The following is a 25,062-nucleotide window of genomic DNA, read 5'->3' as shown; positions in this document are numbered from 1 at the left end:
TTGACATCATATACAATAAAGGTACCAAATCGAAAGAGGTGGCCAAAATGAGTACAAAAAAAGTATACAGTTTTTTATCACAAGCATTCGTTTTTTCAGCTATTATGTTGGTTTCTCATATTATTGCAACACACTTACCAATTCCAATGCCTTCATCAGTAATTGGATTAGTCATTTTGTTTAGTCTACTATGCTTAAAGGTTATTAAATTGGAGCAGGTTGAATCACTTGGAACAGCGTTAACAGGTATTATTGGATTCTTATTTGTACCATCTGGTATTTCCGTTATTAATTCTCTTGGTGTAATGGGACAATATTTTGTACAAATCATAACTGTAATTGTTGTTGCAACAATTATTCTATTAGCAGTAACTGGTTTATTTGCACAATTTATTTTAGGAAAAGATGAAAAAGAAACAACAGATACAAAACAACTAGATGTTGTAAACAAAGGACGTAAACATGGAAAAGCAGCATAACTATTAGACCATAAGTGGTTAGGAGGTAATGAACATGGCAAGCACAATGACTCCATATTTCGGAATCGTCGTTTCATTAATCGCATACGGGATCGGAACATTCTTATTCAAACATTCAAAGGGGTTCTTCTTATTCACACCATTGTTTGTAGCGATGGTACTTGGGATTGTATTTTTAAAGGTTGGAAATTTTACATTTGAAGAATATAATACTGGCGGTAAGATGATTAGTTTCTTTTTAGAGCCGGCAACAATTGCCTTTGCAATTCCATTATACAAACAAGTTGATAAGTTAAAAAAATATTGGTGGCAAATTTTATCTGCCATTGTTGTTGGATCTGTTTGTTCAGTGATTGTCGTGTTCATTGTCGCTAAAGCAATTGGGTTAGACACATCTGTAATGAATTCTATGTTACCACAAGCAGCAACAACGGCAATTGCTTTACCAATATCCGAAAGCATCGGCGGTATTCCAGCTATTACATCTTTTGCAGTTATTTTTAATGCAGTTATTGTATACGCACTCGGCGCGTTATTCTTAAAAACATTTAGAGTAAAAAACCCAATTGCAAAAGGTTTAGCACTCGGAACTGCTGGACATGCACTTGGCGTTGCGGTTGGAATTGAAATGGGAGAAGTAGAAGCAGCGATGGCAAGTATTGCAGTAACAGTAGTTGGGGTTGTAACAGTAGTTGTTATTCCGATGTTCATGCCATTTATCGGTTAGTAACATATGTTTCGTAAAAATGTAAAAGCAAGCTATTCGTAGAACAGATTTCTACTGATAGCTTGCTTTTTGTGTTACAGTAGTGGTAGGACCTATTTTATCCTGCTATTCGCACACAGTAAAATCTTTACTTCGAAATTTGGTAAAAAAATTAGGTGGAGGGTGAAGAAAATCTCTACTGATGAAAGTTTCGCTTTTTTATGCAAGGAGAAAAGAGATTTTCCTTAAATCTTCATTAATACTGTATAGAATACGTTCTGAAAAGAATGATTGTATTGTAAAATAGAAAGTAACATGATTTATAGGACAGGAGAGATCACTCGTCAATTATGCAAATGAAAAACCTGTTTCAAAGTAAAGGATTCCAAAGATTACTTGTACTGCTTTTATTAGCTCTTATGTTATACGGGTTAAAAAGTATGTTTAATTTAATTTTAATTACGTTTATGCTTACGTATTTAATGGATCGATTCCAGAAGTTTATTTCACGAAAATTTAATCACTTTATGCCGATTAATCGGAAAATTATTATAGCGTTTTTATATGTAATGTTAGTTGGTGGAATTTCCATTACATTATTTAAATATCTACCAGTATTGACGGTGCAAATTTCACAATTGATTTATCAGTTCAACGTGTTTCTGAAAAACCCACCAGATAATGAAATTATAAAGGCTTCAATTAACGCCATTAATCATATGGAACTTTCTAAATATGTGGGGCAAGGTGTAGACATTCTTTATAAATCTATCGCTAACGTCGGAAAATTTGGTTTGCAATTTTTACTTTCCCTCATCTTAAGTTTATTCTTTTTACTTGAGAAGGCTCGTATTGTTGCTTTTACTTCAAAATTTAAAGAGAGTAGACTTGCTATTTTTTATACTGAAATTGAATATTTCGGCAAGAAGTTTGCTCGTTCGTTTGGTAAGGTAATTGAAGCGCAGTTTTTAATTGCAATTGTTAATTGTGTCTTATCAGTAATTGCACTATGGGTTTTAGGATTTCCACAGTTGCTCGGTTTAGCGTTAATGATTTTCTTACTTGGTTTAATCCCGGTAGCTGGTGTAATCATTTCGCTCGTTCCGCTTTGTATGATTGCCTATAATATCGGTAGCATTACGTATGTAGTTTATATTTTAATCATTGTTGCTGTTATTCACGCACTTGAAAGTTATGTTTTAAATCCAAAGTTCATGTCACAAAAAACAAATTTACCGATTTTCTATACATTTATGGTATTAATTTTCTCTGAACACTTTTTAGGTGTGTGGGGACTGATTATTGGTATTCCAGTCTTCATGTTCCTTTTAGATGTGTTAGATGTGACGAGTGATGAAAAAGAGTTGGCTGAAAAATAGAGAGAAAGAAAAAGCATCGAACGCCGATGCTTTTTCTTTTATAACTTTCATATATATATGCAATACTGTAAGAAGAATGAAAGAATAGGGGTGAAGTAAATGTCTGTAAATGAGAAGATAGAACTTGCTACGTTTGCAGGGGGATGTTTCTGGTGCATGGTTTCACCATTTGAAGAGATGGAAGGTATAATCAAAGTTATTTCAGGTTATACAGGTGGGCATAAAGAGAATCCGACGTATAAAGAGGTTTGCTCTGAAACAACAGGACATTATGAAGCGGTACAAATTACATTTGATGCGAATAAAATGTCATATGAAAAATTGTTAGATATGTATTGGAGACAGATTGATCCAACAGATGTTGGAGGACAATTTCATGATCGTGGACAGTCCTATGAAACAGTAATTTTTTATCATAGTGAGGAGCAACGTGAACAAGCAGAAGCTTCAAAGATAGCGCTTGCTGAGAGCCGACGTTTTTCCAAACCAATTGCAACAAAAATTCTTCCGGCTGCTACTTTCTTTCCTGCCGAAGAGTATCATCAAGGATACCATAAGAAAAATGCCTTTCGTTATGAACTATATCGAAAAGGATCCGGTCGAGATGCTTTTATTAAACAACATTGGCCAAAAGATAATGCACATTTAAAAAAGCGATTAACGGATATGCAATTTTATGTAACACAAGAAAATGGTACAGAGCCGCCTTTTCAAAATGAATATTGGAATCATAAAGGGGAAGGCATCTATGTGGATATTGTATCTGGTGAACCACTCTTTACTTCTTTAGATAAATTTGATAGTGGGTGTGGATGGCCAAGTTTCACAAAGCCTGTCATGTCCGCTAGTGTAAATGAGAAGATAGATGTTAGTCACAATATGACCCGTACGGAAGTAAGAAGTCAGGAAGGAGATTCTCATCTTGGTCATGTGTTTCCTGATGGACCAGGGCCAAATGGTCTCCGCTATTGTATTAATTCAGCAGCACTTCGCTTTATCCCGAAAGAGGAATTAGAGAAAGAAGGCTATGGAGATTTTCTTATCCTGTTTGGAAATTAAAAATAACCTCGCATATTGCGAGGTTATTTCTTTATTTTGCTATTTTTTTCTTTTTAAACTTGCTGAGTACCTCATACACAATTGGAACGATAAGAAGTGTTAATAAGGTTGAACTTGTTAAGCCGCCAATTACGGTTACTCCAAGTCCTTTAGAAATTAATCCACTGCCTTCAAAGCCGAGTGCAAGCGGGATTAGAGCACCAATTGTAGCAATTGCTGTCATTAGAATTGGACGTAAGCGAGTTGCGCCAGCTTCTAATAAGGCTTCGCGTGTCGATAGGCCTTCATTTTCTTTATGAATTACACGGTCGATAAGAACGATTGCGTTCGTTACAACGATACCAATTAACATAAGAGCCCCAATCATTGCTGATACACTTAATGTCTCACCTGAAATCAGCAAGGCAACAAGGGCACCGATGATTGTAAATGGTAGCGAGAATAAAATTGCGAGTGGTGCAAGGGCACCGCCAAATGTAACAACAAGAACGAAGTATACAATAGCAATCGCAGCTAACATTGCTAATCCAAGTTGCTGGAATGATTCTTGTATATCTTTTGTCACACCGCCCATAGAAACATCTACGCCAGAAGGAAGATCCATTTTATCGACTTCTTTCTGAATCGTCGATGATGCTTTTGAAACATCATCGGATGTTAATTTAGCAGTTACTTCTGCATAAACACGACCATCACGATGAGTTACTGTATTAGATGTTTCACCTTCTTTTACAGTCATAACATCTTTTACAGCCACTTCATTTCCAAGTGGTGTTTTAATTTTACGGTTTGTTAAATCGTCAACTGTTTGATAATCATGCTTTTCAGCTTCTACATATACGTTAACATCTTTACCGTCTTTTTTGATTGTAGTAAGAACAGGATGATCATGTGGATTAGAAAGACCCATTCCAATTTGAGCAGCAGTTAGACCCATTTTACTTAGTTTTTCTTGATCAGCGACTAATGTGTACTCTACATATGTTTTTGCAAGACTAGAGTCGATATCTTTCAAGTCTTTTTCTTTCTTCATGATATTTTGAATATCTTTTACGACAGGTTTGATATCTTCTGAGCTATCTCCATATACATACAGCTTAATTTCATTGCTACCCCCGCTAGCCCCAAAGTCTTGGTTTTTCCATTCGCCTTTTCCTGTCATCTTTTGTAGGTCTTTAATAACTTGTTCTTTTTCTTTCTCAAAGTTTTTTGTGTCATTATCATATTGGACAAAGAACATAGCTTGATTTGTGTTGCCCGGGCTCATTGGGTTTTCTCCACCTAATGAGAACTGAATTGTTTTTACATCCTTCTTATCTTGGAAGTGCTTTTCAGCTTTTGTTGCTATTTTTTCAACCTCTTCTAAAGTTTGTCCTGGTTCAGGGTTATACGTTGCAATAATCATTTTTTCTTCTTCAGATGGTAAGAAGCTAACACCGATAATCGGTACAAGTGCAAGGCTACCTACTAATAGAAGAACAGCCATGCTAGATGTAATGATCTTATGGTTTAATGCCCAACCAAGTATACGTTTATAGATATTTGCTAATTTACTTGGTTTTTCTTCATGATGAACTTGTTTTTCTCTCACACTTTCTTTTTTAAATAAAGAATGAGCTAACATTGGTACAATTGTAATTGCTACAAGTAGTGAAGCTAATAGTGCAAATACAATTGTTAAAGCAAATGGTAAGAACATTTCACCAATCATACCTTTTACAAGTCCAAGAGGTAAGAAGACGGCAATTGTCACGATTGTAGAAGACATAATTGGAACAAACATCTCTTTTGTTGCTTCACGGATTAAGTCCATACCTTTTAATTTTTCACCTGATAAGGACATGCGTCTATAAATATTTTCAATAACAACGATTGAATCGTCGACAACACGTCCGATTGCAACGGTCATTGCCCCAAGTGTCATCATATTAAGAGTAATATCCATCTGTTTTAACAATAAAACAGCGATTAATAAGGAGAGTGGTATAGAAATGACAGAAATCAATGTTGTTCGGATGTTGCGTAAGAACAACATAATAATGACAATAGCAAAGATAGCACCGAAGATTGCTTTGCTAAGCATAGTATCAACTGATTTCTCAATTGGTGCACCTTGGTCAAACGTCGAAATGATTTCTAAATCTTTATATTTCTTCTCAAATTCCTTAACTTGGTCTTTGACCGCGTTTACGACATCAACAGTATTTGCATCAGCAGATTTAACAATTTGAATACCAATTGCTTCTTTTCCATTTGTACGAGAAATAGATTCTGCCTTTCCAACTTCTTTAATATCAGCAATTTCTTCTAATGTAACAGTTGGGATCCCATTAGTTGCGGCTGGATTCATCTGCGGTGTTTGAGTCCCAGCTCCTGGGTTACCTTGATCACTTGCTGCTGAAGGGATAGCAGGGATTTTCATTTCTTTTAAAGCTTGGATTGTTGTGATATTTCCATCTACAACAACTGATTTCTCTGTATCTTTAAAAGTATAGAGCCCAAGTGGTAAAGATACATCAGAACCTTTAATGATATTTTTAACAGTATCTTCGCTTAAACCTAGTTCTTTCATCTTATCTTGTTTAAAGACGAGTTGTACTTCATCTACTTGTTGCCCAGAAATTTGCACAGATGCAACGCCATCAAGACCTTTTAATCCTGGGACGATATTTTTTTCAACTTTCTCAGTTAAAGTAGCTAAAGATTCATCTTTACTCGCTACACTTAATGAAATAACAGGAAAAGCATTAAAGTTTACTCGAGAAACCTTTGGATCCTTTACACCTTCTGGTAATTTTACATTTGCAAGTGCTTCTTTAATTTCAGTTTCAGCTTTCTCCATGTTCTTATCAAAGTCATATTCCACTTGAATAGAGGAAGCATTTTGATAAGAGGAAGAACTGACAACATTGACTCCATTTAAATTCTGCAGTTGCTGCTCCATTGGCTTTGATACCTTATCGGCTACTTCAGCTGGTGTAGCACCAGGATAAACCGTTGTTACTGTTACAACAGGAGTTGTAATGTCAGGAATCGTTTCTAGCTTCATGTTAAGCCCAGAATAAATTCCTGCCACGGTAACGAGAATGGTTAATAGCCAAACTGCGAACTTGTTTTTTAACGAAAAGTTAATAATTTTGTTCATGTTTGCGCTCCCTTTTCACATATATTGACCAGTCGGTCAGTCTAATACATAATATAACTGACTAAATGGTCAGTCGTCAATGAAAAGGGATGGTATAATAAAAGTAAGTTGAAAATTTAAGATGCGAGATTAAAATAGGAGAGAAAATATGAAAGAAAAAGAACGCTTAATTATAGAGATGGCAATGAAGTTATTTGCAACGAAAGGTGTAAATGCAACATCAGTGCAAGAGATTGTGACGGGTTGTGGGATATCTAAAGGAGCTTTTTATCTATATTTCAAGTCGAAAGATGAATTGTTATTAGCGACACTTCGGTATTATTATGAAAAAATTCATAATAAGATGATGGATATTGATAGAGAATCGTTACTTCCACGTGAAAAATTTGAGAAACAATTACATTGTCAGTTTAGTGATGTGCAAAAGCATAAGGAGTTTATCATCATGCACGCGCGGGAGAATGCGATTCCATTCAATAAAGAGGTAGAAGCATTTATGATGAGAATGAAGCTTGAATCACATGCATTCTATAGAAATAGCTTACTATCTATTTATGGCGATAAGATTACACCATATTTATTAGACCTTATGATTATAGTAGAGGGAATATGCCGTGGATACTTAGAGTTGATCATTTTAAATGCACCAGATATTGATTTATCACATGTTGCTACATTTGTTTTAAAGCGAGTAGATGATCTTGTAGCGGGACTTTTGAATTCTTCAGATAAACCGGTTTTACATGAGGAAAAGCTAGGACAATTCTTTTGTAGTTCAGAGCTTATTAAAGAACAGGCAAAAGAGCATTTTTTACAGGAAATCATTACGTTTAAACGTACATTAGCAGATCAGTTAGAGAATGATGAGTTGTTAGTTACTTTAGATGTTCTTGAATCTGAAATGAAATTGTCCAATCCAAGAATCCCTGTTATTCAAGGGATGTTATCAAATTTAAATGCATATCCTGATTTGAAAGATTTTAAATTACGGCTGAAAGGGTATTATCATATAAAAGAGTTGATATGATAAAAATTCAGTTGTTTTATTAAGTAAAACTTTACTCAGCGGGAAGTGATTCTTACTGAGTACTAGACTTCACCAATTGCTTTTTAGGGACAGTTTATCGCCGTTTCATTTTTGAATGTGGAAGTAGTACTATAGTAAGAAACAAAAAGGTATCGTTATAAAATATAACGATACCCTTTTGTTTCTATTTATAATGAACTTACCTTTTCTCTCTTAGAATCAGAAGTATCTTTCTGATCGACATTTATTGTTTCTTTCACAATATAAATTGGACGGTTTTTACTTTCATCATAAATACGAGCGATATATTGCCCAACGATTCCAAGGCCAAGTAATTGAATTCCGCTGAAGAATGTAATGGCAACCATAATAGATGCCCAGCCTGTTTGAATATCTTCTCCAATTACTTTTATGATAACAGTGTATAGTAAAACAAGAATAGAGATGAAAACAGACATTAGGCCTAATGTCATGACAATTCTTAATGGCTTTGTAGAGAATGCAATAATACCATCTGATGCAAATTTAATCATTTTCTTTAGCGGATATTTTGTTTCACCAGCAAAGCGTTCATCTCTTTCATATTCAACATATGTTTGGTTAAATCCAACCCAAGACATCATCCCACGAATGAAACGGTTGCGCTCTGTCATTTGCTTGAAAACATCTGCAACTTTACGATCGATAATTCGAAAATCACCAGTATCTTTCGGAATATCAATGTCAGACATATAGTTTAGGAAACGGTAAAAATATTTGGCTGTTAAAAGTTTAAACCAAGTTTCACCTTTACGTTGCTTTCTTTTTGCATAAACAACTTCGTAGCCTTCTTCCCATTTTGCTATAAGCTCAGGAATAACTTCTGGTGGATCTTGCAAGTCCGCATCTATGATTACGATAGCATCTCCGCTTGCGCAATCAATACCTGCTGTAACAGCAGTTTGATGACCAAAGTTACGTGCGAAATTAACAACTTTAGCACGACAATCGTGTGCGGCAATTTCTTTTAAAATTTCCATTGTTCGATCCGTACTGCCGTCATTTACAAATACAAATTCATAATTGATATTATTTTGAATCATAACAGATTTTAAACGATTATAGCATTCCTGTGCTACTTCTTCTTCGAAATACATAGGAACGACAATCGAAATGAGTTTGTCCATGGTTCTGTCCTCCTTAGTTTCAATCAATTTTAATACGCTCTAATTAGTGGGATTTTTCACTTTGATTAAACGTCCAAACTTTATTAAGGAAAAAGTTCATTATCATCCCAATACCGATCGCAAAAATTTGCGCAATAAATTCATTGTATAAAAGTTTGTCTACCAATATAAATAGGCTAAGTGTATTAAAAGCTAATACGATTAGATTTACAATCAGAAATTTTAGAAAAACGGATAGGTTTCTACCATTAGATTGAAACACCCAATTCTTATTCCAGTAATAGCTATTTGCAACGCCAATTAAATAAGAAATTATATTTGCGATAAGGTAATTTACTCCAAATTTCACTAAGATTATATAGCTGATGATTGTAATGAGTGTATTAAAGATCCCTACTAAGCCAAACTTTAAGAATTTCTCCATAATAGTATCCTCATCTTTATAAAATATATAAGATAGTTGATTATGAAGCGGATTTCTATATCATAAACAACAATTAATAATTATATCATAGTTGTTAGTAACATGTTGCACATTTTAGATAGATTAATTTTCCCCTTTTAACACCCTTATTCTATTATATATTAATGTGTATATATAAAATAGTTATTATATATATAAGTTGGTTCGAAAAATGAAGAAGTGCATGTTTAAATTCCCCATAATTCCTATTTCTTATAAAAGCGTAATATGAATATAGGAGAGTGAAAAGTTTTTTTCATATAGTTTTAATTGTTATATGGGGTATAAGAGGTAGTCCTAAATCGAATATGGAAATCCCAACTTTATTAAGGTATATTAATTTGTAGTGGAATTCAATAACTTGGATATATGAGAACATTTTAATAAGAATATGGGTTTTTGCTTAGTTTATTAAGTGAAAAACAATTCTTCGAACCTTTTTATGAACAACATACGGGTATCGTTATAACATTCTTGTATAAAGTGAAACTTTAATCAGTGGGGGATTCTTCACCACCCACCTATCCTCCCGAAGTTTCTTTAAAACTTGAGGTGGAGGGTTTTAATGCCCGTTAGTGCGGGATAAATATTAATTAAAGGAGTGTAATTGTTGAACACATTTTTTAAGGGATTATCAACCTTTTCGACACGAGCCGTATATACGATTTACGGATTTTTTGCTGCATTATTAATAGTTCATTACTTCTCTGATACGCAAAAATATAACTATGTATTAGTGTTAGTTAGTTTTTTACTCTTGTGTGTAGGTGGAACTTTTATACTTAGAAAAGGATCACTATATCTTGAAAAACTAAATGAAACAAAAATTTTTTTCGTATTACTAATTGTTTGTTTAGCAGTTAAATTAACGTGGGTGCTTATATATAGAATTCAACCACTTGTTGATTATGCAACCTTCTACTATACTGCAGAATCACTCAGTAACAGTTTTGTTATCAGTAAGAGATATGTAGCACTCTTTCCTCATATTTTTGGATATGCATGGTTTTTAAGCTTTTTCTTCAAAATATTTGGAGCAAGTTATATGATTCCTCCTATTATTAATGTAGTCCTATCGACGATATCAATGGGGTTAATATATTTTATAGGTAGAAAAATTGGCGGTGTTAAAACGGCAATAACTGCAAGTATCCTATGGATTCTCTTGCCTTCACAAACGATTTATAATATGTTTGTAATTTCCGAACCGCTGTATTGTACAATACTGTTATTAATGTGGGCAATTATGATTATTGTTTATGAAAAGCTTCCAAATATGAGTATGAAAAAATTGCTCTTTCATTCAGTTTTATTAGCTATGATGCTTGCGTTAATGAATATGGTACGTCCAATTGCGGCGGTGCCTATTATAGCTTTAGCTATATGGTTTTTTATAATAGATACAAGGCATATTGGCAATAAAAAAATGCTTTTAAATAAGGCGATATATATGGGTGTTGTCATCGCGGGATATGTCATTTTTTCTTCGGCCGCAAATCATTACATAACATTGCGTTTGGGAGAAGAAATAGCCTCAACACCTGGGTACAATATTCATGTAGGGTTTAATACAGAAAGTTCAGGAACATGGAATGCAGCAGATTCTGAATTACTTATGCATTACAGTGATAAACCGGGCTGGAGTGCAAATGATGCTCAAAAACAAATGTTAGAAGAAGCGAAGCAGAGAATACAAAGTGGTAACATAGATTTTCTACAGTTATTTTTTGATAAGTTCTTCATTCTTTTAGAGGATGATAGCCAGGCTGTCACATATGCACAATCAGTTTTGGATCATACGGTAAGGTATGCCGTAATATCTAATGTTTTTTATTATTTCTTAATTGCAACTTCGCTTTTAGGTATAGCGACAGCATTTAAAAATAGAAATAAATCTGCAGTTTTCATTATTTGTCTTTATGCGATAGGATTAACACTAGCACAACTATTGGTAGAAGTAGCATCAAGATATCATTATTCATTTACACTGCCTCTGGTTATTCTAGCTGCTTTTGGTATTAACCATATGTATAATAAGAAAAATCCTGTTGATGGCATGAATTAATAAAATGAGTAAAGACACAAATCATAGTTAGAAGTTGAAAAATGTACTGTAGTTGCTTACAGCTATACAGGACGAGATAATTCTTTATATATACAAAAAAAGGGCTGTCCATAAGTCGGTGAAACCAATTTATGGACAACTCTTTTTTAGTTAGGTTTTACATCTGTATTTGTTAATTTAGAAGCATCAAAATGCGTTACTTCATCTGCGAAATTTGATAATCTTTGTTCATAATCCTTTTCATTAGTAATTGGTTCTCTTACTGATAGTTCTTTTATAATCCAATCGTTTATATATCTATAGTAGTGTGTTTGATCCCACATATAATTAGAAAGATTGTATGTAATATCTTTTTGATCTTGGAAATCATAGAGCTTAACGTTAGGAAGATTTTTGAGTTTATTAAATACTTCTTTTTTAAATAATACATTTTCTTTTGTATACTGTGGATCATTTTTATTTGAAACTACATGATATGTAATTGGATATGGTGCATAAAAGAATGTAAACTGTACATCTGGATGCTGTTTTACAAATGAAACAATATTATCATCGAACGATTCGAGCATTGGTTTATGATACCAACCTTCAGTTATTGGCTGAGGAGGCGTTGCATCGATAGTTTTTTTAGCATTTTCTACAGTGAAATGAGTTTCCTTATCTCCAAATTTATAAAGCCAATAAGGATCCTGTGTGAGTTTTGTTGGATCTAATTGTAACTTAAAGTTTTCTAAGGCCATTTTTCGAGAGTATGGACTAAGGAAATATTTTATATTATTTATTTTGTTTGTATCGTACATATATGTAGGAAAGGGTGAATTACCCTCTAATACCCAGTCAGGTTTCCCAGAAAAAGAATATAAATTAAGTTCCCAAATGATATTTTTAACATCTGTTGAATTAATAGATAGCTGCGCTGCCATTTTTTGCTCTCTTGCTGTTGAGGCAGGGAGAGAGGCATTAAAACTTTTGGTCTGAAGTAATTGATCAGCTGTAGGTTCAAGAAAGTTTCTCCCCATGGAGGTACCTACGAACAAAGTTTCATATTCCATATTTTTAATGAGTCCAGGCATTTGATAGCGTTCAGTCGCATAAAAATAGTTATCTTTTTTAAATTTATACATATATAATGGATCTAGTTTATAAACAATAGAACAGACTATTCCGCCTAAAACGAATAGAAATATAATAAACCAGACTATAAAACGTTTATACATACTTTTCACCTACGTTTATTAGAAATTAAAATACAGGAACGAACTTACACGAGTTAAGTACATTAACGAAAGTATGAACATACTTGCCAATGCGAAAGCATAAATCGGTTTTGGACGGAAAGATTCTAACTTTTCTATAGAATTTTTTGTAAGTAACACAATAGCTATCCCTATTAATAAATACAGGATGGTTTGGAAATTGAATTGATTACCTGTTACTTGGAAAGGGAAAAGATTAGTAATTGTGTATATTAAATTATCTAATTTAGAAACGCCTGCTAATGTCTCGGGGCGGAATTGAATAAGTGCTGTTGAAACATCTAGATAATTTATATTGAACATACGATTTAACATCGTCAAAGCATCTGTTACTGAAGTGGCTCTGAAGAATACCCATGCAACATGCACAAACCCCATCGTTAAAATCCACGCAAAAACTTTAGGCATTTTCCAGCCTAAGTCTGTAAATATACGATGTAACACAATAGCTAGACCATGTAAAACACCCCAAATTACAAATGTCCATCCAGCTCCATGCCATATGCCGCTAATAAGGAAAATTAAAAATAAATTCATATAAGTTCTAACTTTTCCATTGCGACTACCACCTAGCGGAATATAAACATATTGAGTGAAAAATCGTCCTAATGTCATATGCCAACGTCTCCAAAACTCTTGAATATTTAATGATTTATAAGGAGAGAAGAAGTTAACGGGTAATGTAATATTGAATAATAACGCTGCACCTATTGCCATATCACAATATCCACTAAAGTCAAAATAGAGTTGTAATGTGTATGCGAGTGAGGAAATCCAAGCGTCAGTTGTAGATAGTTGGTTAACGTTACTGAATCCAAAATCAGCCCATTGTGCTAATGAATCTGCAATTACGACTTTTTTAGTAAGACCAATTCCGAAGATATAGAGTCCTTTTGTTATATTTTCTATATTTAATTTCCTTTTAGATTCATCTTGGAATTGAGGTAGAACTTTACTATGGTGGACAATTGGCCCCGCGATAAGTTGCGGGAAAAATGTTACGAATAAACAAAAATCAATAAAATTAAACTTTGTTAATTCTTTTTTATAACAATCGACTAAGAAACCTATTTTTTGGAAAGTGATAAAGCTAATCCCCAAAGGTAGTAATAATTTTAGTAAGGGAAAATCAGTTCCAAATAAAAGATTCACATTATCTAGAAAGAAATCTGCATATTTAAAATATCCTAACAACGAGATATTAAAGAGTAAGCCGACTATCAATAATATCTTTCTAGTTTTTTCATTTGTTTTATGTATAATTTGGTTACCTATGAGGGCATTGGTAAATAATGAAACACCTATTAGCAGTAGATACTTTGTTTCGAAATATGCATAAAAGTAGAGAGACATACCTACTAAGAAAAGTTTGGCAAGGTTTCGATTTACTTTTTGTAATAAGAAGTATCCAATAACTGCTATAGGTAAGAAGAGGAACATAAATTCATAGGAATTAAAAAGCATACTTATAGCCTCCAACATGATGATGTCTTATTAATATACAGTATGTGGCAGTTTAGAACATCTATACTGCCACATAGAAACAGGTATGGTTAGATTTTTTGCTCGGCCCATTCTTCTACATTCCAAACTTTTGTTACCCAATCTTGGTAAAAGTCTGGTTCGTGACATACAAGAAGAATCGTTCCTTTGTATGCTTTCATTGCTTTTTTCAGCTCTTCTTTTGCTGTAACATCAAGGTGATTTGTTGGCTCATCGAATAGTAACCAGTTGCTTTCTTCACCCATTAATTTACATAAACGAACTTTTGCCTGTTCTCCACCACTTAATTGGTTTAGTGGACGAGTGATATGCTCATTTTTCAAACCACATTTCGCTAACATAGCACGAATTTGATGTTGATCTAAATTTGGGAATGTGTTCCATATAGCGTCGATAGGTGTTATGTTATCGGCCTTTACTTCTTGTTCGAAGTATGCTGGTTCTAAGAAATCACCAAGGCTTGTTTTCCCGCTTAATGGTTTAATTTTACCTAAGATTGTTTTTAATAATGTTGACTTACCAACACCATTACATCCAACAATTGCAATTTTTTCACCACGTTCAATTGTCATCGTTAGTTTAGGCAATAAAGCATGCGTGTATCCAATTGCTACATCTTCGCCTTCAAAGACAAAGCGACTACTTGCACGAGATTCTTTGAAAGAGAATTCTGGTTTTATTGCTGTTTCTGGACGATCAATACGTTCCATACGGTCAAGTTGTTTTTGGCGACTCTTGGCACGACCTGTCGTAGAATAACGAGCTTTGTTTTTCGCAATGAAATCTTCTTGTTTTTTAATGAATTCTTGTTGCTTTTGATAAGCGTTTAAATGTTGATTTTTATTGATTTCTGCAAGCTCTAAAAACTTCTCATATGTCGCTGTATAACGTGTCATTTTTGAGAATTCTAGATGGAAAATAACATCAACACATTTGTTCATAAATTCCGTATCATGTGAAATTAAAAGGAACGCATGTGGATATTCTTTTAGGTAAGTCGTTAACCAGTGAATGTGTTCAACATCTAAATAGTTGGTCGGCTCATCTAGTAATAGTACTTCAGGTTGTTCAAGTAACAGCTTGGCAAGTAATACTTTTGTACGCTGGCCACCACTTAATGCAGAAACATCACGGTCTAATCCAATCGCATCAATTCCAAGACCGCGTGCTGCTTCTTCAATTTTAATATCTAATAAGTAGAAACCACCTGCTTCAAGTGCATCCTGTATTTCTGCCATTTGATCAAGAAGTTCTTCTAATTTTTCTGGTGTAGCCGTACCCATCTTTTCTGCAATGATATTTAAATCTTTTTCTTTCTCGAATAAAGGTAAGAATGCATCTGTCAATACTTCACGAATCGTTCTACCAGGTGTTAAAATCGTATGTTGGTCTAAATATCCATAATGTGTACCAGGTGTCCATTCTACGCGTCCCTCATCATGGATAAGTTGTCCAGTAATAATATTCATAAATGTTGATTTGCCAACGCCATTTGCGCCAACTAATCCAACATGCTCTCCTGCTAATAAACGCATTGATACGTCTTTAAATAGTGTACGATCACCAAATGTGTGACCTAAGTTTTCAACTGTTAATAAGCTCATAGTGTCCTCCGTCCATTTCAAAATAGTATCTTGAATCATGATACTAAATTCTTAGATAGAATGCTATCCTTTCAAAATGTATATTTTTTCAAAAATAAGGTTGCTTATTTTTGAAAAAGGAATATAATGTAATTGAACGGTGGTTAATTAAATTGTGAGGTCTAAAAAATGTCGCCAAGAAGAGCAGTTAAACAAGAATTAACAAGGGAAATGATTGTAAACGCAGCGAGGGATTTATTTATAAAACAAGGATATCAGCATACTTCGATGCGTAAAATTGCAGCAGAATTAGGATATAGCCATGGCTCAATTTATTACCATTTTAAAAATAAAGCAGATCTTTTTTATGCGATGGTTGAGCAAGATTTTCAGTTGTTAAATAAAAAATTAGATGAAATTACTGCTCTAAATTTAAAACAAGAAGAGCAATTAAAAGCAGTTTTATTTGGATTTATTGAATTCGGTTTACGAAATCAAAGTCATTATGAAATTATGTTCTTGATTAAAGATGAGGAATTAAAAGAATGTTTAGCAGATGGGCCAAACGTTAGTTATGAGAAGTTTGCTTCTGTTATATCCTCTTTATGTAAAGGGAATATAAATGTAATGACAGTATGGTCTGTTTTTTTATCATTACATGGATTTGTTGCACATTACTGTGGAAGTGGTCAAACATTTGAAGATGTACAAGGGTTAGCTAAAGCACATGTGGAGTTTATTGCAAAATCACTTCTGATATAAGTGATTTTCTTTTTAGAATTAATTGAACAGTGGTTAATTAAAGGGGGTATAATAATGGAAAAGGCGTTAGTATTGGGTGCATCTGGGGCAATGGGATATGCAATTACAAAGGAGCTATGCGGGCGAGGGATTGATGTGATTGCCTTTGCAAGAAATAAAAAAAAGCTAGAAGATTTGTTCCATGGGGAAGAAAGGATACAAATAGTAGCAGGAGATGTATGTAAGCAAGAAAATATAATGGAAGCTGCTAAAGGTGTAGATGTTATATTTCATGCTATAAATATACCGTATACAGATTGGGAACTAAAACAACCAGAGTTACTAAAAAATATATTAGAAACGACGAAATATCACGGTGCTAAATTAGCGATGGTAGATAATATTTATGCATATGGAAGACAAGAGGGAGCAAGGGTAACGGAGGAGGCTGTGAAGAATCCGCACACAAAGAAAGGGAAAATTCGTTTGCAGCTTGAATTGATGGCGAAACAGGCTGGAGTACCGGTACTTACCGCTCATTTTCCAGATTTTTATGGACCAAATGCAGAAAGTACACTTATTCATCATACATTGCAAGGTGTTCTTGCAAATAAAATATCTAGCTTTGTCGGGGATAAGAAACTTGCTAGGGAATATATTTTTACACCGGATGGAGCTAAAGCTATTGTCGAACTAGCATTACGTGATGATGCATACGGACAAAACTGGAATATACCAGGATGTGGTGTAATTACAGGGGAAGAAATGATTGGGCACATAAGAGAATTAACAGGATATACAAAACCGATAATGACCGTGAAAAAGCGTATGATTGGAATGCTTGGCCTATTTGATAAGCAAATGAAAGAGTTTGTAGAAATGTTGTATTTGACAGAAGAACCAGTCATATTGAGCGGGGAAAAGTATGAGAGGTATGTTGGTAAAGTACCAAAGACATCTTATCGCGAGGGATTAAAGGAGACTATTTCATTTTTGGAGAGAAAAGCTAAGTAAAAAAGAAGAGCAAACGATTTTAAAGTTTGCTCTTCTTTTTTTCTTCTATTTAAAATACCCTCGAACGATTCCTTTCAAGCGATTTGCATGAAATTTACGTTTATCGTTTGAAATATTTTGCGTCATACGGAATGTAGCAGCTGCAACTGCACGTAAAAAGTAAGGGAAGCCATAATGTAAACGAATGACTCTTCCGAAACCACCGGCATAGGAAATAGCCCTTTTTAATGATTGTTCATTAATGACTTCTTCTTTTACTGGATGATATACGAATAGGTCTTTTTTAAATAATCCTGTATATCCGTTTTTCATACCGCGCAGTACGAAATCAGTTTCTTCACCAGCTCCGTAAATTGTTCCAGATCCAACACCTAAGTCTTCATCAAATGTACGAACATCTTGTACGAACTGTTTCGTAAAGAATAATGCAAAAGACGGTCCTAGGAATCCGTACTTATTATTTAAAATAATATCTGTTTCTGGAGCGAGTATTAATGAGCCAGTCCCTTCAACATTTGTTGTATTTGTTGATATAAAATGAATATCTTTATCATTATTAAATGTTTCTAGAATGCTTTCTAACACGTTCGTCTCATAAATACAGTCATCATCTGGAAAAGCAATAATATCACCGTCAGCTACTTTTAATCCTGCATTACGAGCGCGGGATAATCCTTTAATTGGTGTATAAATATAGTTAATGGCGAATTTCTCTTTGTAGTCTTCAAAGAGATCAGAAATAGGTGTATCATTTTGGTCCACTACAATAAGCTCGAAGTTTTGATAGGTTTGTTTTTCAAGCGATTGTAGTAAATCCAGAATATCATCACGTCTGCCACAAGTGGCCATGATTAAAGAGAATTTCAATTATAACAGCTCCTTCAAGAGGGTTCATTTATTTATAGGAATAAAAATAGTTTATTGTATATTAAGCTCGTTTAAATCTTGTCTTTATTTTGTTTAATAGTAGAAAGAGAATTTCATCTTTCACAATGAATAGGATCAGTGCATAAGCTAGTCCACATGCTAACATTGTGACGATAACTTGTAGAATTTGTCCTGGAATTACTGTATTCACTAAGAATGCAATTGGTAAAAATGTTAGTGAATAAAACAAGTATTTTAGCTTTTGCATATCGAATAATGTGTAATTTACTTTTAGTTTCTTTTTGATATAAATATACTCCAATACAATCAATGTACAGTTCGCAATCGTTGTTGTAATAATTGCTGTTGTTGGTGTAAGTATACGGAAAAATACGAGTACGAAATTTAATGCAAGGTTGATAAAACCGCAAATGAATAAAAAGCGTACTAAAATACTTTCTTTCTTTTTCACGTAAATAATTTGGTTTGATAAAATAGATTCAATTCCTACTGAAATCATATAAAATGCAAAAACCGTTAATGTATCACCAGCGGCAGCATACTCTTCTCCACCGTAAATAATAACGGCCCCATGCGCAATAAGCATTAAACCGATAGCAGCTGGGAAAAGAGTAATGAAATATACTTGTGAAATTTTATTTAGTAAGGATTCGTATTCTCCTTCAGTTGCATTTCCCGATAAATAAGAAAGCCTTGGAATTGTAACTTGTACAACGCTTAGCATAAGTGTATTAATAATGGTCATAATTTGAAATGCCATTACATAGAAAGCAACCGTAGCTTCTCCATTAACTTCTAATAGGAAGAGGCGGTCTAATTGTGTATATAGCATATTGGCGTTTGAAAAGATAACAACCAACAATAAAGGTTTTAAGTGTGGAACAATTGTTAAATTGGAAAAATCAAACTTAACTCGACGTTTTACATATATAAAGCTAATAATGTGATTTAAAAATGTTGATAAGGCTAATAAAGCAGCGAACTTTTTATAGTCATCTACTCCGTGAATTAAAGCGAAAAGAAGTACCACGTAAATAAGTCGAACGATAACAGTTTTCTTCGTAATGAAATCATAATTTTCATGTGCCTCGTTAAACCATTCTACATAAAACAAATTGGAAATGAAATTAAATCCAAAGATGAGTAGTACAGGGAATAAGTTTTGGTCCCCGTACCCAAGGTAACTAAAGAGTACGAATGCCCCTAGAGCTAGGATGCTTGTTGTACAGTTAATCACATATAGGCTTGTGAACAATTGTGAAACTTTTTTCTTATCATTTTTAACTAAGCTAATTTCACGTAATCCATATTGGTATACACCAAATACAGCAAAAATGAAAAAATAATTAAAAATGGTTTCAGCGGAACTAACTGTTCCTATTGAAGTTGCCCCAAGTGTTCGATAAGCGTAGGGGCCTACCAAAATGGGGAGAATGATATTAAAGGTATTGAGCAATATTTTATAGAAAATATTTGATACAAGTGACTTTTGCATAATTTCACCTTTCCATACAAATGAAAGGTGAATATAGCACCTTTCATGTGAATCATATTAGTTATTGGGATGGATTCCTTCATGAATCTATTATTAAACGTAGTGAATAACCACGGGTATAAGTTTACCGCACATAAACTTTGTAAATCAACTATTGGTGAGGAAGATATATGAAGTAGGTTAGAGTGAATCAGATGGGTTTTGTAAGAAGGGATGTTTAAATACGTATTTAAAAAATAGCGAATATAGTGAGTCTACATTCGCTAAGGGGCCTTTAATTATACATTCCAAGGTTTATTTAATGTTAATACGTCAGCCATTTCTTTACTTTTTGAACGATTATCTTTTCTACTTTGTGCACGTTCTTTGCCCGTTGTATATAACCAATGTTCTTCTTCTGTTTCTGGTAGGACTTGTGGGACAGAAGACGGCTTCCCATCTTTTAGTGCTACGAATGTAATAAAGCAAGTTGCAGCAATGCGACGCTTTCCTTCTAATAAGTTTTCTGCAACAACTTTCACAAATACTTCCATTGAAGATCTTCCTGTATAGCAAACGAACGCTTCATAGCAAACAGAATCTGTTTGGTGAATTGGGGTTAAAAAGTCAACAGAATCAATAGAAGCTGTTACACAATGTTTTCGGCTATGTCTTGCTGCTGCAATAGATGCAATGCTGTCAATCTCCGCTAATAGTTTACCGCCAAATAGTGTTTGATGGTTATTTAAATCATTTGGGAAAACACGCGTTGTTTTAATTGCTTTTGATTCTCTCATAAATTTCTTATCCATATAATCGACTCCTATTTATGTTTTCAATCAGAGTGGTAGGCCTGTTTACTATATAAAAAAGGTTAGTATCTTCTGTCGAATGTAGTTTGTGATTTAGACAATTGAGATTCGATAAAAGTGTACTTTCTTAAAATAGAATAATATTGTATTTCTATTCGTATAACTGAAAGAAAATTTATTTTGTATAAATTGTAGTGTAAAAGAGGTTTCGCTTACATTGCAAGTGAAAAATGACTGCTACATTTTTGTTATGTAAAATTTTTTAACTGTCATGTGTCCATTCGTGATAGAATCGTTGTGTTATAAAGTGAAACTTTAATCAGTGGGGGGTCTTCATCCCCCACTGATTATTAGTTGAACCAATCGGGCTTTTACGGGTAGTTTATCCCCCACCTAACTTTTTTGCTCTTGCTGACTTTTGAGATGGGGATATTACTGCCCGCGAATAGCGGGGTAAATGGAAATAGAGGTGCAATATACATATGAACAACATACAAACAGGATTTTCATCTTTTTTTAGTAAAATCATTATTGGAATTATGCTTGCTTTTTTTGTGTATTCTTGCTGGAATGCTTTCGAGGGAAGTAAACAGTTTTTTGGTGGAAGTGTCACGAGTTTAACGATTGCGCTCTCAATTTTTGTCATACTACTGTTACTTCTTGCTTCTATTTTGCAATATCGATTTACAGATAAACAGTTCCTCATTTTTTTGATGAGCATGACGGTTCTTGTTAGACTTGGAGCAATTCTCTTTTTTGATGCCCCAGTTATAGGTGATATGAGAGCTGCGTATGAGACTGCAAAACAAGTTGCGCTGGGAAACGGCAATGTAACCCTTATTAGTCAAATACCATTCATTATATATGAATCAGTATTAATTCGCGTATTTGGCGATGCTACGTTTGTTTTGCAATTGTGTAATGTTTTATATTGTGCAGGAACAGTGTTTTTTATTTACCGCATCGCGACAATTTTATTTCAAGAGGAATGCGGTCGAATTGCGGCAGTGTTTTACGCACTATATTTGCCTAACATTCTTTCTTGTTCATTATTAACAGGAGAATTATTGGCGACATTTCTATTTTATTTTGCAACCTATGTCTTGCTGCATAAAGGATTGAGCCATTCTTATATGTGGGTATGTGCGGCCATATTATTTGCCCTTAGCAATATGATGTATCCAGTAGGTGCATTTATAATTATTTTAATAATGGTATATGTCGTGCTAGTGGAAGTATTTCAAAGTGCAGATAAACAAAATGTATTGTTAAAATTGATCGGAGCTTTGGCTGTATTTTATGTAATGCATTTCGCCATGAATTATGGAATTCAAGCGATGGGAATAAAGCAGTACGCCATTTCTAACGATACGTACGTGCAATCTGTTTTAGTTGGAGAGCAGCGTAATAAACAAGAAACGGTTCAAACAAAAAGTTTGAAAGAGCGCCTGAATCAAAAATTAAATGAGTTAGAAACGGAAAGGCTCGCTGCTATTAAACCGAGTGCAGAGCAGCTATCTGCAGAAGGAATGAATGGATTATTGCTAAAAGGCGAAAAACTTATTTTTATAGCAGTATATTTATTTATGTCGATTGCACTGTTACATTTTCTCATTCAGAAACAAAAGAGCGAAGGTTATATGTTTTTATTGTTACTTATAACAGGATACATCGGCATGAAACTTTTAAATAAGGATATCGTATATAGTAGTTTAACTATACCAAGTCTATTCATTTTACAAAGTCTTGGTGTGTATATGTTGTTATTCTATTGTCAAAAGTTATTTTTCAAAAAATAAAGGAAAGCCCTTTGTAGAGGGGGGTTTTTATTCTATATCCTTTTGGGCATGTAAAAAGAAAACAAACTCACCACTAAAAATGGTGAGTTTGTTTTCTTTAGGTATAAATTAAGAAAATAGACTTTGAATTCTCTTAATGACTTTTATTGGCCTTTGCATGAGTTTTAAAGAAGACCGGAAAATGCACATTATATATAACAGTGACTACACGTATGATAAACGTTACTAGTAAACAAATATAAAACGCTAATACGTGTGCACCCATTTCATACGTAATTAGGAAGCTAATTGCTCCTAAAATCGAAGCAATGGCATAGATTTCTTTTCGGAATACATAGGGAATATCCTGAGCGCAAATATCACGCAAAATCCCGCCGCCAATACCTGTAATAACACCCATCGAAACAACTAAGAAAGAAGCATCCACGTGATGTGACATGGCAGCATTTGCACCGATAGCGGTGAAAACACCCAAACCGACAGCATCTGAAAGCATAATAACAACTTGAAGTTTATTAATACGCTCAAAAAACATGCAAGTAAAGAGAGCTGCTAATACGCTGACAAAAAAGTAAATCGGTTGTACAAATGCAACGGGAGGTAGGTTACCAATCATAATATCACGAATAATTCCGCCACCGAGTGCAGTAGCTACAGCTAAACAAAGGACACCAAATAAATCTAGATCTTTCTTTAAACCAACTAATGTACCAGAAATGGCAGCGGCGACAATGCCGAGAAACGTAAATATTTCGATTAATAACATAGCTCTAATCCCTTTCTCTTAAAGATGTTCCAGAGCAAAATATACACTAAAGTTTTAGAAATAACAATTACTTTTCGCTACATGTAGAAAAAAAGAAAAAATAAGGGAAGAAAGCGTTTGAAAATACGGAATAGGTAACATATAAGAAGAGAGATATGGTCTTATATCCGTATATATAGGAAGTGAAAATATCAAGTAGTTACAGAAAAAATTATGTTATAATAAATATTTGAGACGAGTTAAATACGTATTAAAAATTATATAAAGTGAGATAAGGTTATGATAATTATGGAGGTTCGAGATGTTAGGAAATAATAGTTTAGGCAATAAATTTGGAAATTTTTTATTGATTTTCATTATGTTACAGCCGGTTTTAGACTTACTCACGTCATTTTGCATCATGGTTTTAAAGGTTGATACGACAATTGGAATTATTACGCGTATATTTGTAATGGTTCTCGGTGGAATCTACATTTTATTTCAGGCGAGGGAAAAAGAAAATCGTAAATATATCATATATTTAATAGTAGTAGGAATTGTTCTTGCTGCAGGTTTAGTAAATAATAAATTTGTAAAAAGTCCGATGATGTTAGGCGAAGAAATTAAATTTATAGCAAAATCGCTATACCCATTCATTATGCTTACTTGTTACATTTTTGTGTTTAAATCATTACGTGAAAAAGCAAATGCATATTCAAAAATGCGTAACTATATTGTGTATTCAACATTAATTATAAATAGTATCATGGTCATTTCGATTGCGACAGGAACTGATTACAATAGCTACGAGTGGATGAAACTTGGTTCACGTGGTTGGTTCTATGCAGGAAATGAATTAGGGTCCATTCTAGCAGTTGTATGCCCAATTGTCGTGCTATATTCAATTGAAAAAACAACAAGCATAGCGAAAAGTTATTTTTGGATTCCTTCTATTTTAATCATCTTCTCATTATTTGCCGTTGGTACGAAGGTGGGGGTTGGAGCCATTTTTGGCACAATGGTTGTTGCTGTTTTCATGTGTTTTGTTCAGGCATTCCTGCAGCGTAAAGATAGAAATAAGAAGTCATATTTACTGAACGGTATCCTTGCGACTGTTGTTTTTGCTGGAGTATTAGCATATACACCGTTTTCGCCATTCTTAAAAAACATGGGATTTCATTTCCAAATTATTGAGCAAAAACAAGAAATGAAAAAGGCGGAAGAAAAGAAAGAAAACAAGGCACACCATAAACCTCCTGTAACAGAAGAGGAAAAAGCAAAAGAAAAAGCAAAAGAAAAAGAAATAGAGAAAAAAGAGGAAACACAAGCGATTATTTTCAGTGGACGTGAGATATTTGAGAAAATGTATGAAGACTACTATGCAGAAGCCCCAACATCTCAAAAATTATTTGGTATGGGATATTCAGGTAATTATAAAGAAAATCCGAAACTAATTGAAAGAGACTTTCATGATTGGTTCTATGCATTTGGAATTGTCGGTTTCGGCCTACTTTTAATCCCATTTCTATACTTTGGTGTGAAGATTCTTCTCGTATTAGTAACTCGATTTAAGGATGTATTTACAGTCAAATACGGATTGTTAGCAACCGCACTAGGTTTAGCGTTAGGTATTGCATTTATAGCGGGGCATGTATTCACGGCACCTGGGGTAAGTATTTATTTTGCTGTAATCTTTGCATATTTAATCGTTGATTTAGAAATTGAATGATAGAAAAATAAAAGCTAGCGCCACGTTAG

20 protein-coding genes are annotated in these 25,062 nt (G+C 33.8%); 10 read left to right on the top strand and 10 right to left on the bottom strand.

From position 1 onward, the window contains the following. The first annotated feature begins 47 nt into the window (after nt 1-47). The 4 genes from lrgA to msrB all read left to right on the top strand — a co-directional run bounded on the left by lrgA (nt 48) and on the right by msrB (nt 3,623). A complete protein-coding gene (gene lrgA / locus CN373_RS14430) occupies nt 48-479 on the top strand; it encodes an antiholin-like murein hydrolase modulator LrgA (RefSeq protein WP_000104912.1) in 432 nt (143 codons plus the stop codon). Nucleotides 480-513: 34 nt separating this feature from the next. Beyond that, entirely contained in the window at nt 514-1,206 is a 693-nt protein-coding gene (gene lrgB, locus CN373_RS14425) for an antiholin-like protein LrgB (RefSeq protein ID WP_000168859.1), read from the top strand. A 329-nt stretch (nt 1,207-1,535) separates the two neighbouring features. Next, entirely contained in the window at nt 1,536-2,564 is a 1,029-nt protein-coding gene (locus CN373_RS14420; protein WP_001178086.1) for an AI-2E family transporter, read from the top strand. Between the two features lie 99 nt (nt 2,565-2,663). Further along, nucleotides 2,664-3,623 carry a peptide-methionine (R)-S-oxide reductase MsrB gene (gene msrB / locus CN373_RS14415; protein ID WP_098359576.1) on the top strand — a complete coding sequence of 320 codons (960 nt, stop codon included), beginning with the start codon at nt 2,664-2,666 and terminating at the stop codon, nt 3,621-3,623. Between the two features lie 31 nt (nt 3,624-3,654). Here msrB and CN373_RS14410 read toward each other — a convergent pair whose 3' ends face one another. Continuing rightward, nucleotides 3,655-6,768 carry an efflux RND transporter permease subunit gene (locus CN373_RS14410; RefSeq protein ID WP_001033541.1) on the bottom strand — a complete coding sequence of 1,038 codons (3,114 nt, stop codon included), beginning with the start codon at nt 6,766-6,768 and terminating at the stop codon, nt 3,655-3,657. Nucleotides 6,769-6,916: 148 nt separating this feature from the next. On the opposite strand from CN373_RS14410, the gene CN373_RS14405 reads away from it, so the two are divergent. Next, nucleotides 6,917-7,795, top strand: a complete 879-nt coding sequence (locus CN373_RS14405; RefSeq protein WP_000659628.1) for a TetR/AcrR family transcriptional regulator — start codon at nt 6,917-6,919, stop codon at nt 7,793-7,795. 188 nt (nt 7,796-7,983) lie between these two features. Here the strand turns inward: CN373_RS14405 and CN373_RS14400 are convergent, their stop codons facing one another. Together CN373_RS14400 and CN373_RS14395 are read right to left on the bottom strand one after the other, a co-directional pair. Further along, the gene (locus tag CN373_RS14400; RefSeq protein ID WP_000359367.1) at nt 7,984-8,961 is read right to left on the bottom strand and encodes a glycosyltransferase family 2 protein; all 978 of its coding nucleotides are present in this window, start codon (nt 8,959-8,961) and stop codon (nt 7,984-7,986) included. Between the two features lie 43 nt (nt 8,962-9,004). After that, nucleotides 9,005-9,385 carry a GtrA family protein gene (locus tag CN373_RS14395; RefSeq protein WP_000410524.1) on the bottom strand — a complete coding sequence of 127 codons (381 nt, stop codon included), beginning with the start codon at nt 9,383-9,385 and terminating at the stop codon, nt 9,005-9,007. A 649-nt stretch (nt 9,386-10,034) separates the two neighbouring features. On the opposite strand from CN373_RS14395, the gene CN373_RS14390 reads away from it, so the two are divergent. Then, a complete protein-coding gene (locus CN373_RS14390; protein ID WP_098359575.1) occupies nt 10,035-11,489 on the top strand; it encodes a glycosyltransferase family 39 protein in 1,455 nt (484 codons plus the stop codon). 146 nt (nt 11,490-11,635) lie between these two features. Here the strand turns inward: CN373_RS14390 and CN373_RS14385 are convergent, their stop codons facing one another. The 3 genes from CN373_RS14385 to CN373_RS14375 all read right to left on the bottom strand — a co-directional run bounded on the left by CN373_RS14385 (nt 11,636) and on the right by CN373_RS14375 (nt 15,891). After that, a complete protein-coding gene (locus tag CN373_RS14385; protein ID WP_098359574.1) occupies nt 11,636-12,706 on the bottom strand; it encodes a hypothetical protein in 1,071 nt (356 codons plus the stop codon). An 18-nt stretch (nt 12,707-12,724) separates the two neighbouring features. Continuing rightward, entirely contained in the window at nt 12,725-14,209 is a 1,485-nt protein-coding gene (locus tag CN373_RS14380; RefSeq protein WP_000898589.1) for an MBOAT family O-acyltransferase, read from the bottom strand. An 89-nt stretch (nt 14,210-14,298) separates the two neighbouring features. After that, a complete protein-coding gene (locus CN373_RS14375) occupies nt 14,299-15,891 on the bottom strand; it encodes an ABC-F family ATP-binding cassette domain-containing protein (protein WP_002058642.1) in 1,593 nt (530 codons plus the stop codon). 129 nt (nt 15,892-16,020) lie between these two features. Between CN373_RS14375 and CN373_RS14370 the strand changes: the two genes are divergently transcribed. Together CN373_RS14370 and CN373_RS14365 are read left to right on the top strand one after the other, a co-directional pair. Next, entirely contained in the window at nt 16,021-16,593 is a 573-nt protein-coding gene (locus tag CN373_RS14370) for a TetR/AcrR family transcriptional regulator (protein ID WP_000075003.1), read from the top strand. Nucleotides 16,594-16,647: 54 nt separating this feature from the next. Continuing rightward, on the top strand, nt 16,648-17,586 hold the full coding sequence (locus tag CN373_RS14365; RefSeq protein WP_000409489.1) for an SDR family NAD(P)-dependent oxidoreductase: 939 nt from the start codon (nt 16,648-16,650) through the stop codon (nt 17,584-17,586). A 45-nt stretch (nt 17,587-17,631) separates the two neighbouring features. Here the strand turns inward: CN373_RS14365 and CN373_RS14360 are convergent, their stop codons facing one another. The 3 genes from CN373_RS14360 to CN373_RS14350 all read right to left on the bottom strand — a co-directional run bounded on the left by CN373_RS14360 (nt 17,632) and on the right by CN373_RS14350 (nt 20,760). Then, a complete protein-coding gene (locus CN373_RS14360; protein ID WP_000672700.1) occupies nt 17,632-18,453 on the bottom strand; it encodes a glycosyltransferase family 2 protein in 822 nt (273 codons plus the stop codon). Between the two features lie 61 nt (nt 18,454-18,514). Further along, nucleotides 18,515-19,969 carry an oligosaccharide flippase family protein gene (locus CN373_RS14355; protein WP_001172743.1) on the bottom strand — a complete coding sequence of 485 codons (1,455 nt, stop codon included), beginning with the start codon at nt 19,967-19,969 and terminating at the stop codon, nt 18,515-18,517. A 278-nt stretch (nt 19,970-20,247) separates the two neighbouring features. Continuing rightward, entirely contained in the window at nt 20,248-20,760 is a 513-nt protein-coding gene (locus CN373_RS14350) for an acyl-CoA thioesterase (protein WP_000358322.1), read from the bottom strand. A 482-nt stretch (nt 20,761-21,242) separates the two neighbouring features. Here CN373_RS14350 and CN373_RS14340 point away from each other — a divergent pair, with 482 nt between their 5' ends. After that, nucleotides 21,243-22,559 carry a glycosyltransferase family 39 protein gene (locus tag CN373_RS14340; RefSeq protein WP_001059976.1) on the top strand — a complete coding sequence of 439 codons (1,317 nt, stop codon included), beginning with the start codon at nt 21,243-21,245 and terminating at the stop codon, nt 22,557-22,559. Nucleotides 22,560-22,692: 133 nt separating this feature from the next. On the opposite strand, the gene CN373_RS14335 is transcribed toward CN373_RS14340, so the two are convergent. Then, complete coding sequence (locus CN373_RS14335) at nt 22,693-23,325, bottom strand: trimeric intracellular cation channel family protein (protein WP_000924387.1); 633 nt, start codon at nt 23,323-23,325, stop codon at nt 22,693-22,695. 301 nt (nt 23,326-23,626) lie between these two features. Here CN373_RS14335 and CN373_RS14330 point away from each other — a divergent pair, with 301 nt between their 5' ends. Continuing rightward, complete coding sequence (locus CN373_RS14330; RefSeq protein ID WP_098359573.1) at nt 23,627-25,033, top strand: O-antigen ligase family protein; 1,407 nt, start codon at nt 23,627-23,629, stop codon at nt 25,031-25,033. Nucleotides 25,034-25,062: the final 29 nt, after the last annotated feature.

Origin of the sequence: Bacillus cereus (genome assembly GCF_002561295.1) — a bacterium.
Classification (GTDB): Bacteria; Bacillota; Bacilli; order Bacillales; family Bacillaceae_G; genus Bacillus_A; species Bacillus_A cereus_S.
The sequence above is the reverse complement of the archived record's forward strand: the minus strand, read 5'-3'. Positions and strand labels throughout refer to the sequence as shown.

What these genes read in the sequence shown, in the direction of transcription:
- lrgA (WP_000104912.1), top strand. Translation starts at nt 48, where the DNA reads ATGAGTACAAAAAAAGTATACAGTTTTTTATCACAAGCATTCGTTTTT.
- lrgB (WP_000168859.1), top strand. Translation starts at nt 514, where the DNA reads ATGGCAAGCACAATGACTCCATATTTCGGAATCGTCGTTTCATTAATC.
- CN373_RS14420 (WP_001178086.1), top strand. Translation starts at nt 1,536, where the DNA reads ATGCAAATGAAAAACCTGTTTCAAAGTAAAGGATTCCAAAGATTACTT.
- msrB (WP_098359576.1), top strand. Translation starts at nt 2,664, where the DNA reads ATGTCTGTAAATGAGAAGATAGAACTTGCTACGTTTGCAGGGGGATGT.
- CN373_RS14410 (WP_001033541.1), bottom strand. Translation starts at nt 6,768, where the DNA reads ATGAACAAAATTATTAACTTTTCGTTAAAAAACAAGTTCGCAGTTTGG.
- CN373_RS14405 (WP_000659628.1), top strand. Translation starts at nt 6,917, where the DNA reads ATGAAAGAAAAAGAACGCTTAATTATAGAGATGGCAATGAAGTTATTT.
- CN373_RS14400 (WP_000359367.1), bottom strand. Translation starts at nt 8,961, where the DNA reads ATGGACAAACTCATTTCGATTGTCGTTCCTATGTATTTCGAAGAAGAA.
- CN373_RS14395 (WP_000410524.1), bottom strand. Translation starts at nt 9,385, where the DNA reads ATGGAGAAATTCTTAAAGTTTGGCTTAGTAGGGATCTTTAATACACTC.
- CN373_RS14385 (WP_098359574.1), bottom strand. Translation starts at nt 12,706, where the DNA reads ATGTATAAACGTTTTATAGTCTGGTTTATTATATTTCTATTCGTTTTA.
- CN373_RS14380 (WP_000898589.1), bottom strand. Translation starts at nt 14,209, where the DNA reads ATGCTTTTTAATTCCTATGAATTTATGTTCCTCTTCTTACCTATAGCA.
- CN373_RS14375 (WP_002058642.1), bottom strand. Translation starts at nt 15,891, where the DNA reads ATGATTCAAGATACTATTTTGAAATGGACGGAGGACACTATGAGCTTA.
- CN373_RS14370 (WP_000075003.1), top strand. Translation starts at nt 16,021, where the DNA reads ATGTCGCCAAGAAGAGCAGTTAAACAAGAATTAACAAGGGAAATGATT.
- CN373_RS14365 (WP_000409489.1), top strand. Translation starts at nt 16,648, where the DNA reads ATGGAAAAGGCGTTAGTATTGGGTGCATCTGGGGCAATGGGATATGCA.
- CN373_RS14355 (WP_001172743.1), bottom strand. Translation starts at nt 19,969, where the DNA reads ATGCAAAAGTCACTTGTATCAAATATTTTCTATAAAATATTGCTCAAT.
- CN373_RS14350 (WP_000358322.1), bottom strand. Translation starts at nt 20,760, where the DNA reads ATGGATAAGAAATTTATGAGAGAATCAAAAGCAATTAAAACAACGCGT.
- CN373_RS14340 (WP_001059976.1), top strand. Translation starts at nt 21,243, where the DNA reads ATGAACAACATACAAACAGGATTTTCATCTTTTTTTAGTAAAATCATT.
- CN373_RS14335 (WP_000924387.1), bottom strand. Translation starts at nt 23,325, where the DNA reads ATGTTATTAATCGAAATATTTACGTTTCTCGGCATTGTCGCCGCTGCC.
- CN373_RS14330 (WP_098359573.1), top strand. Translation starts at nt 23,627, where the DNA reads ATGTTAGGAAATAATAGTTTAGGCAATAAATTTGGAAATTTTTTATTG.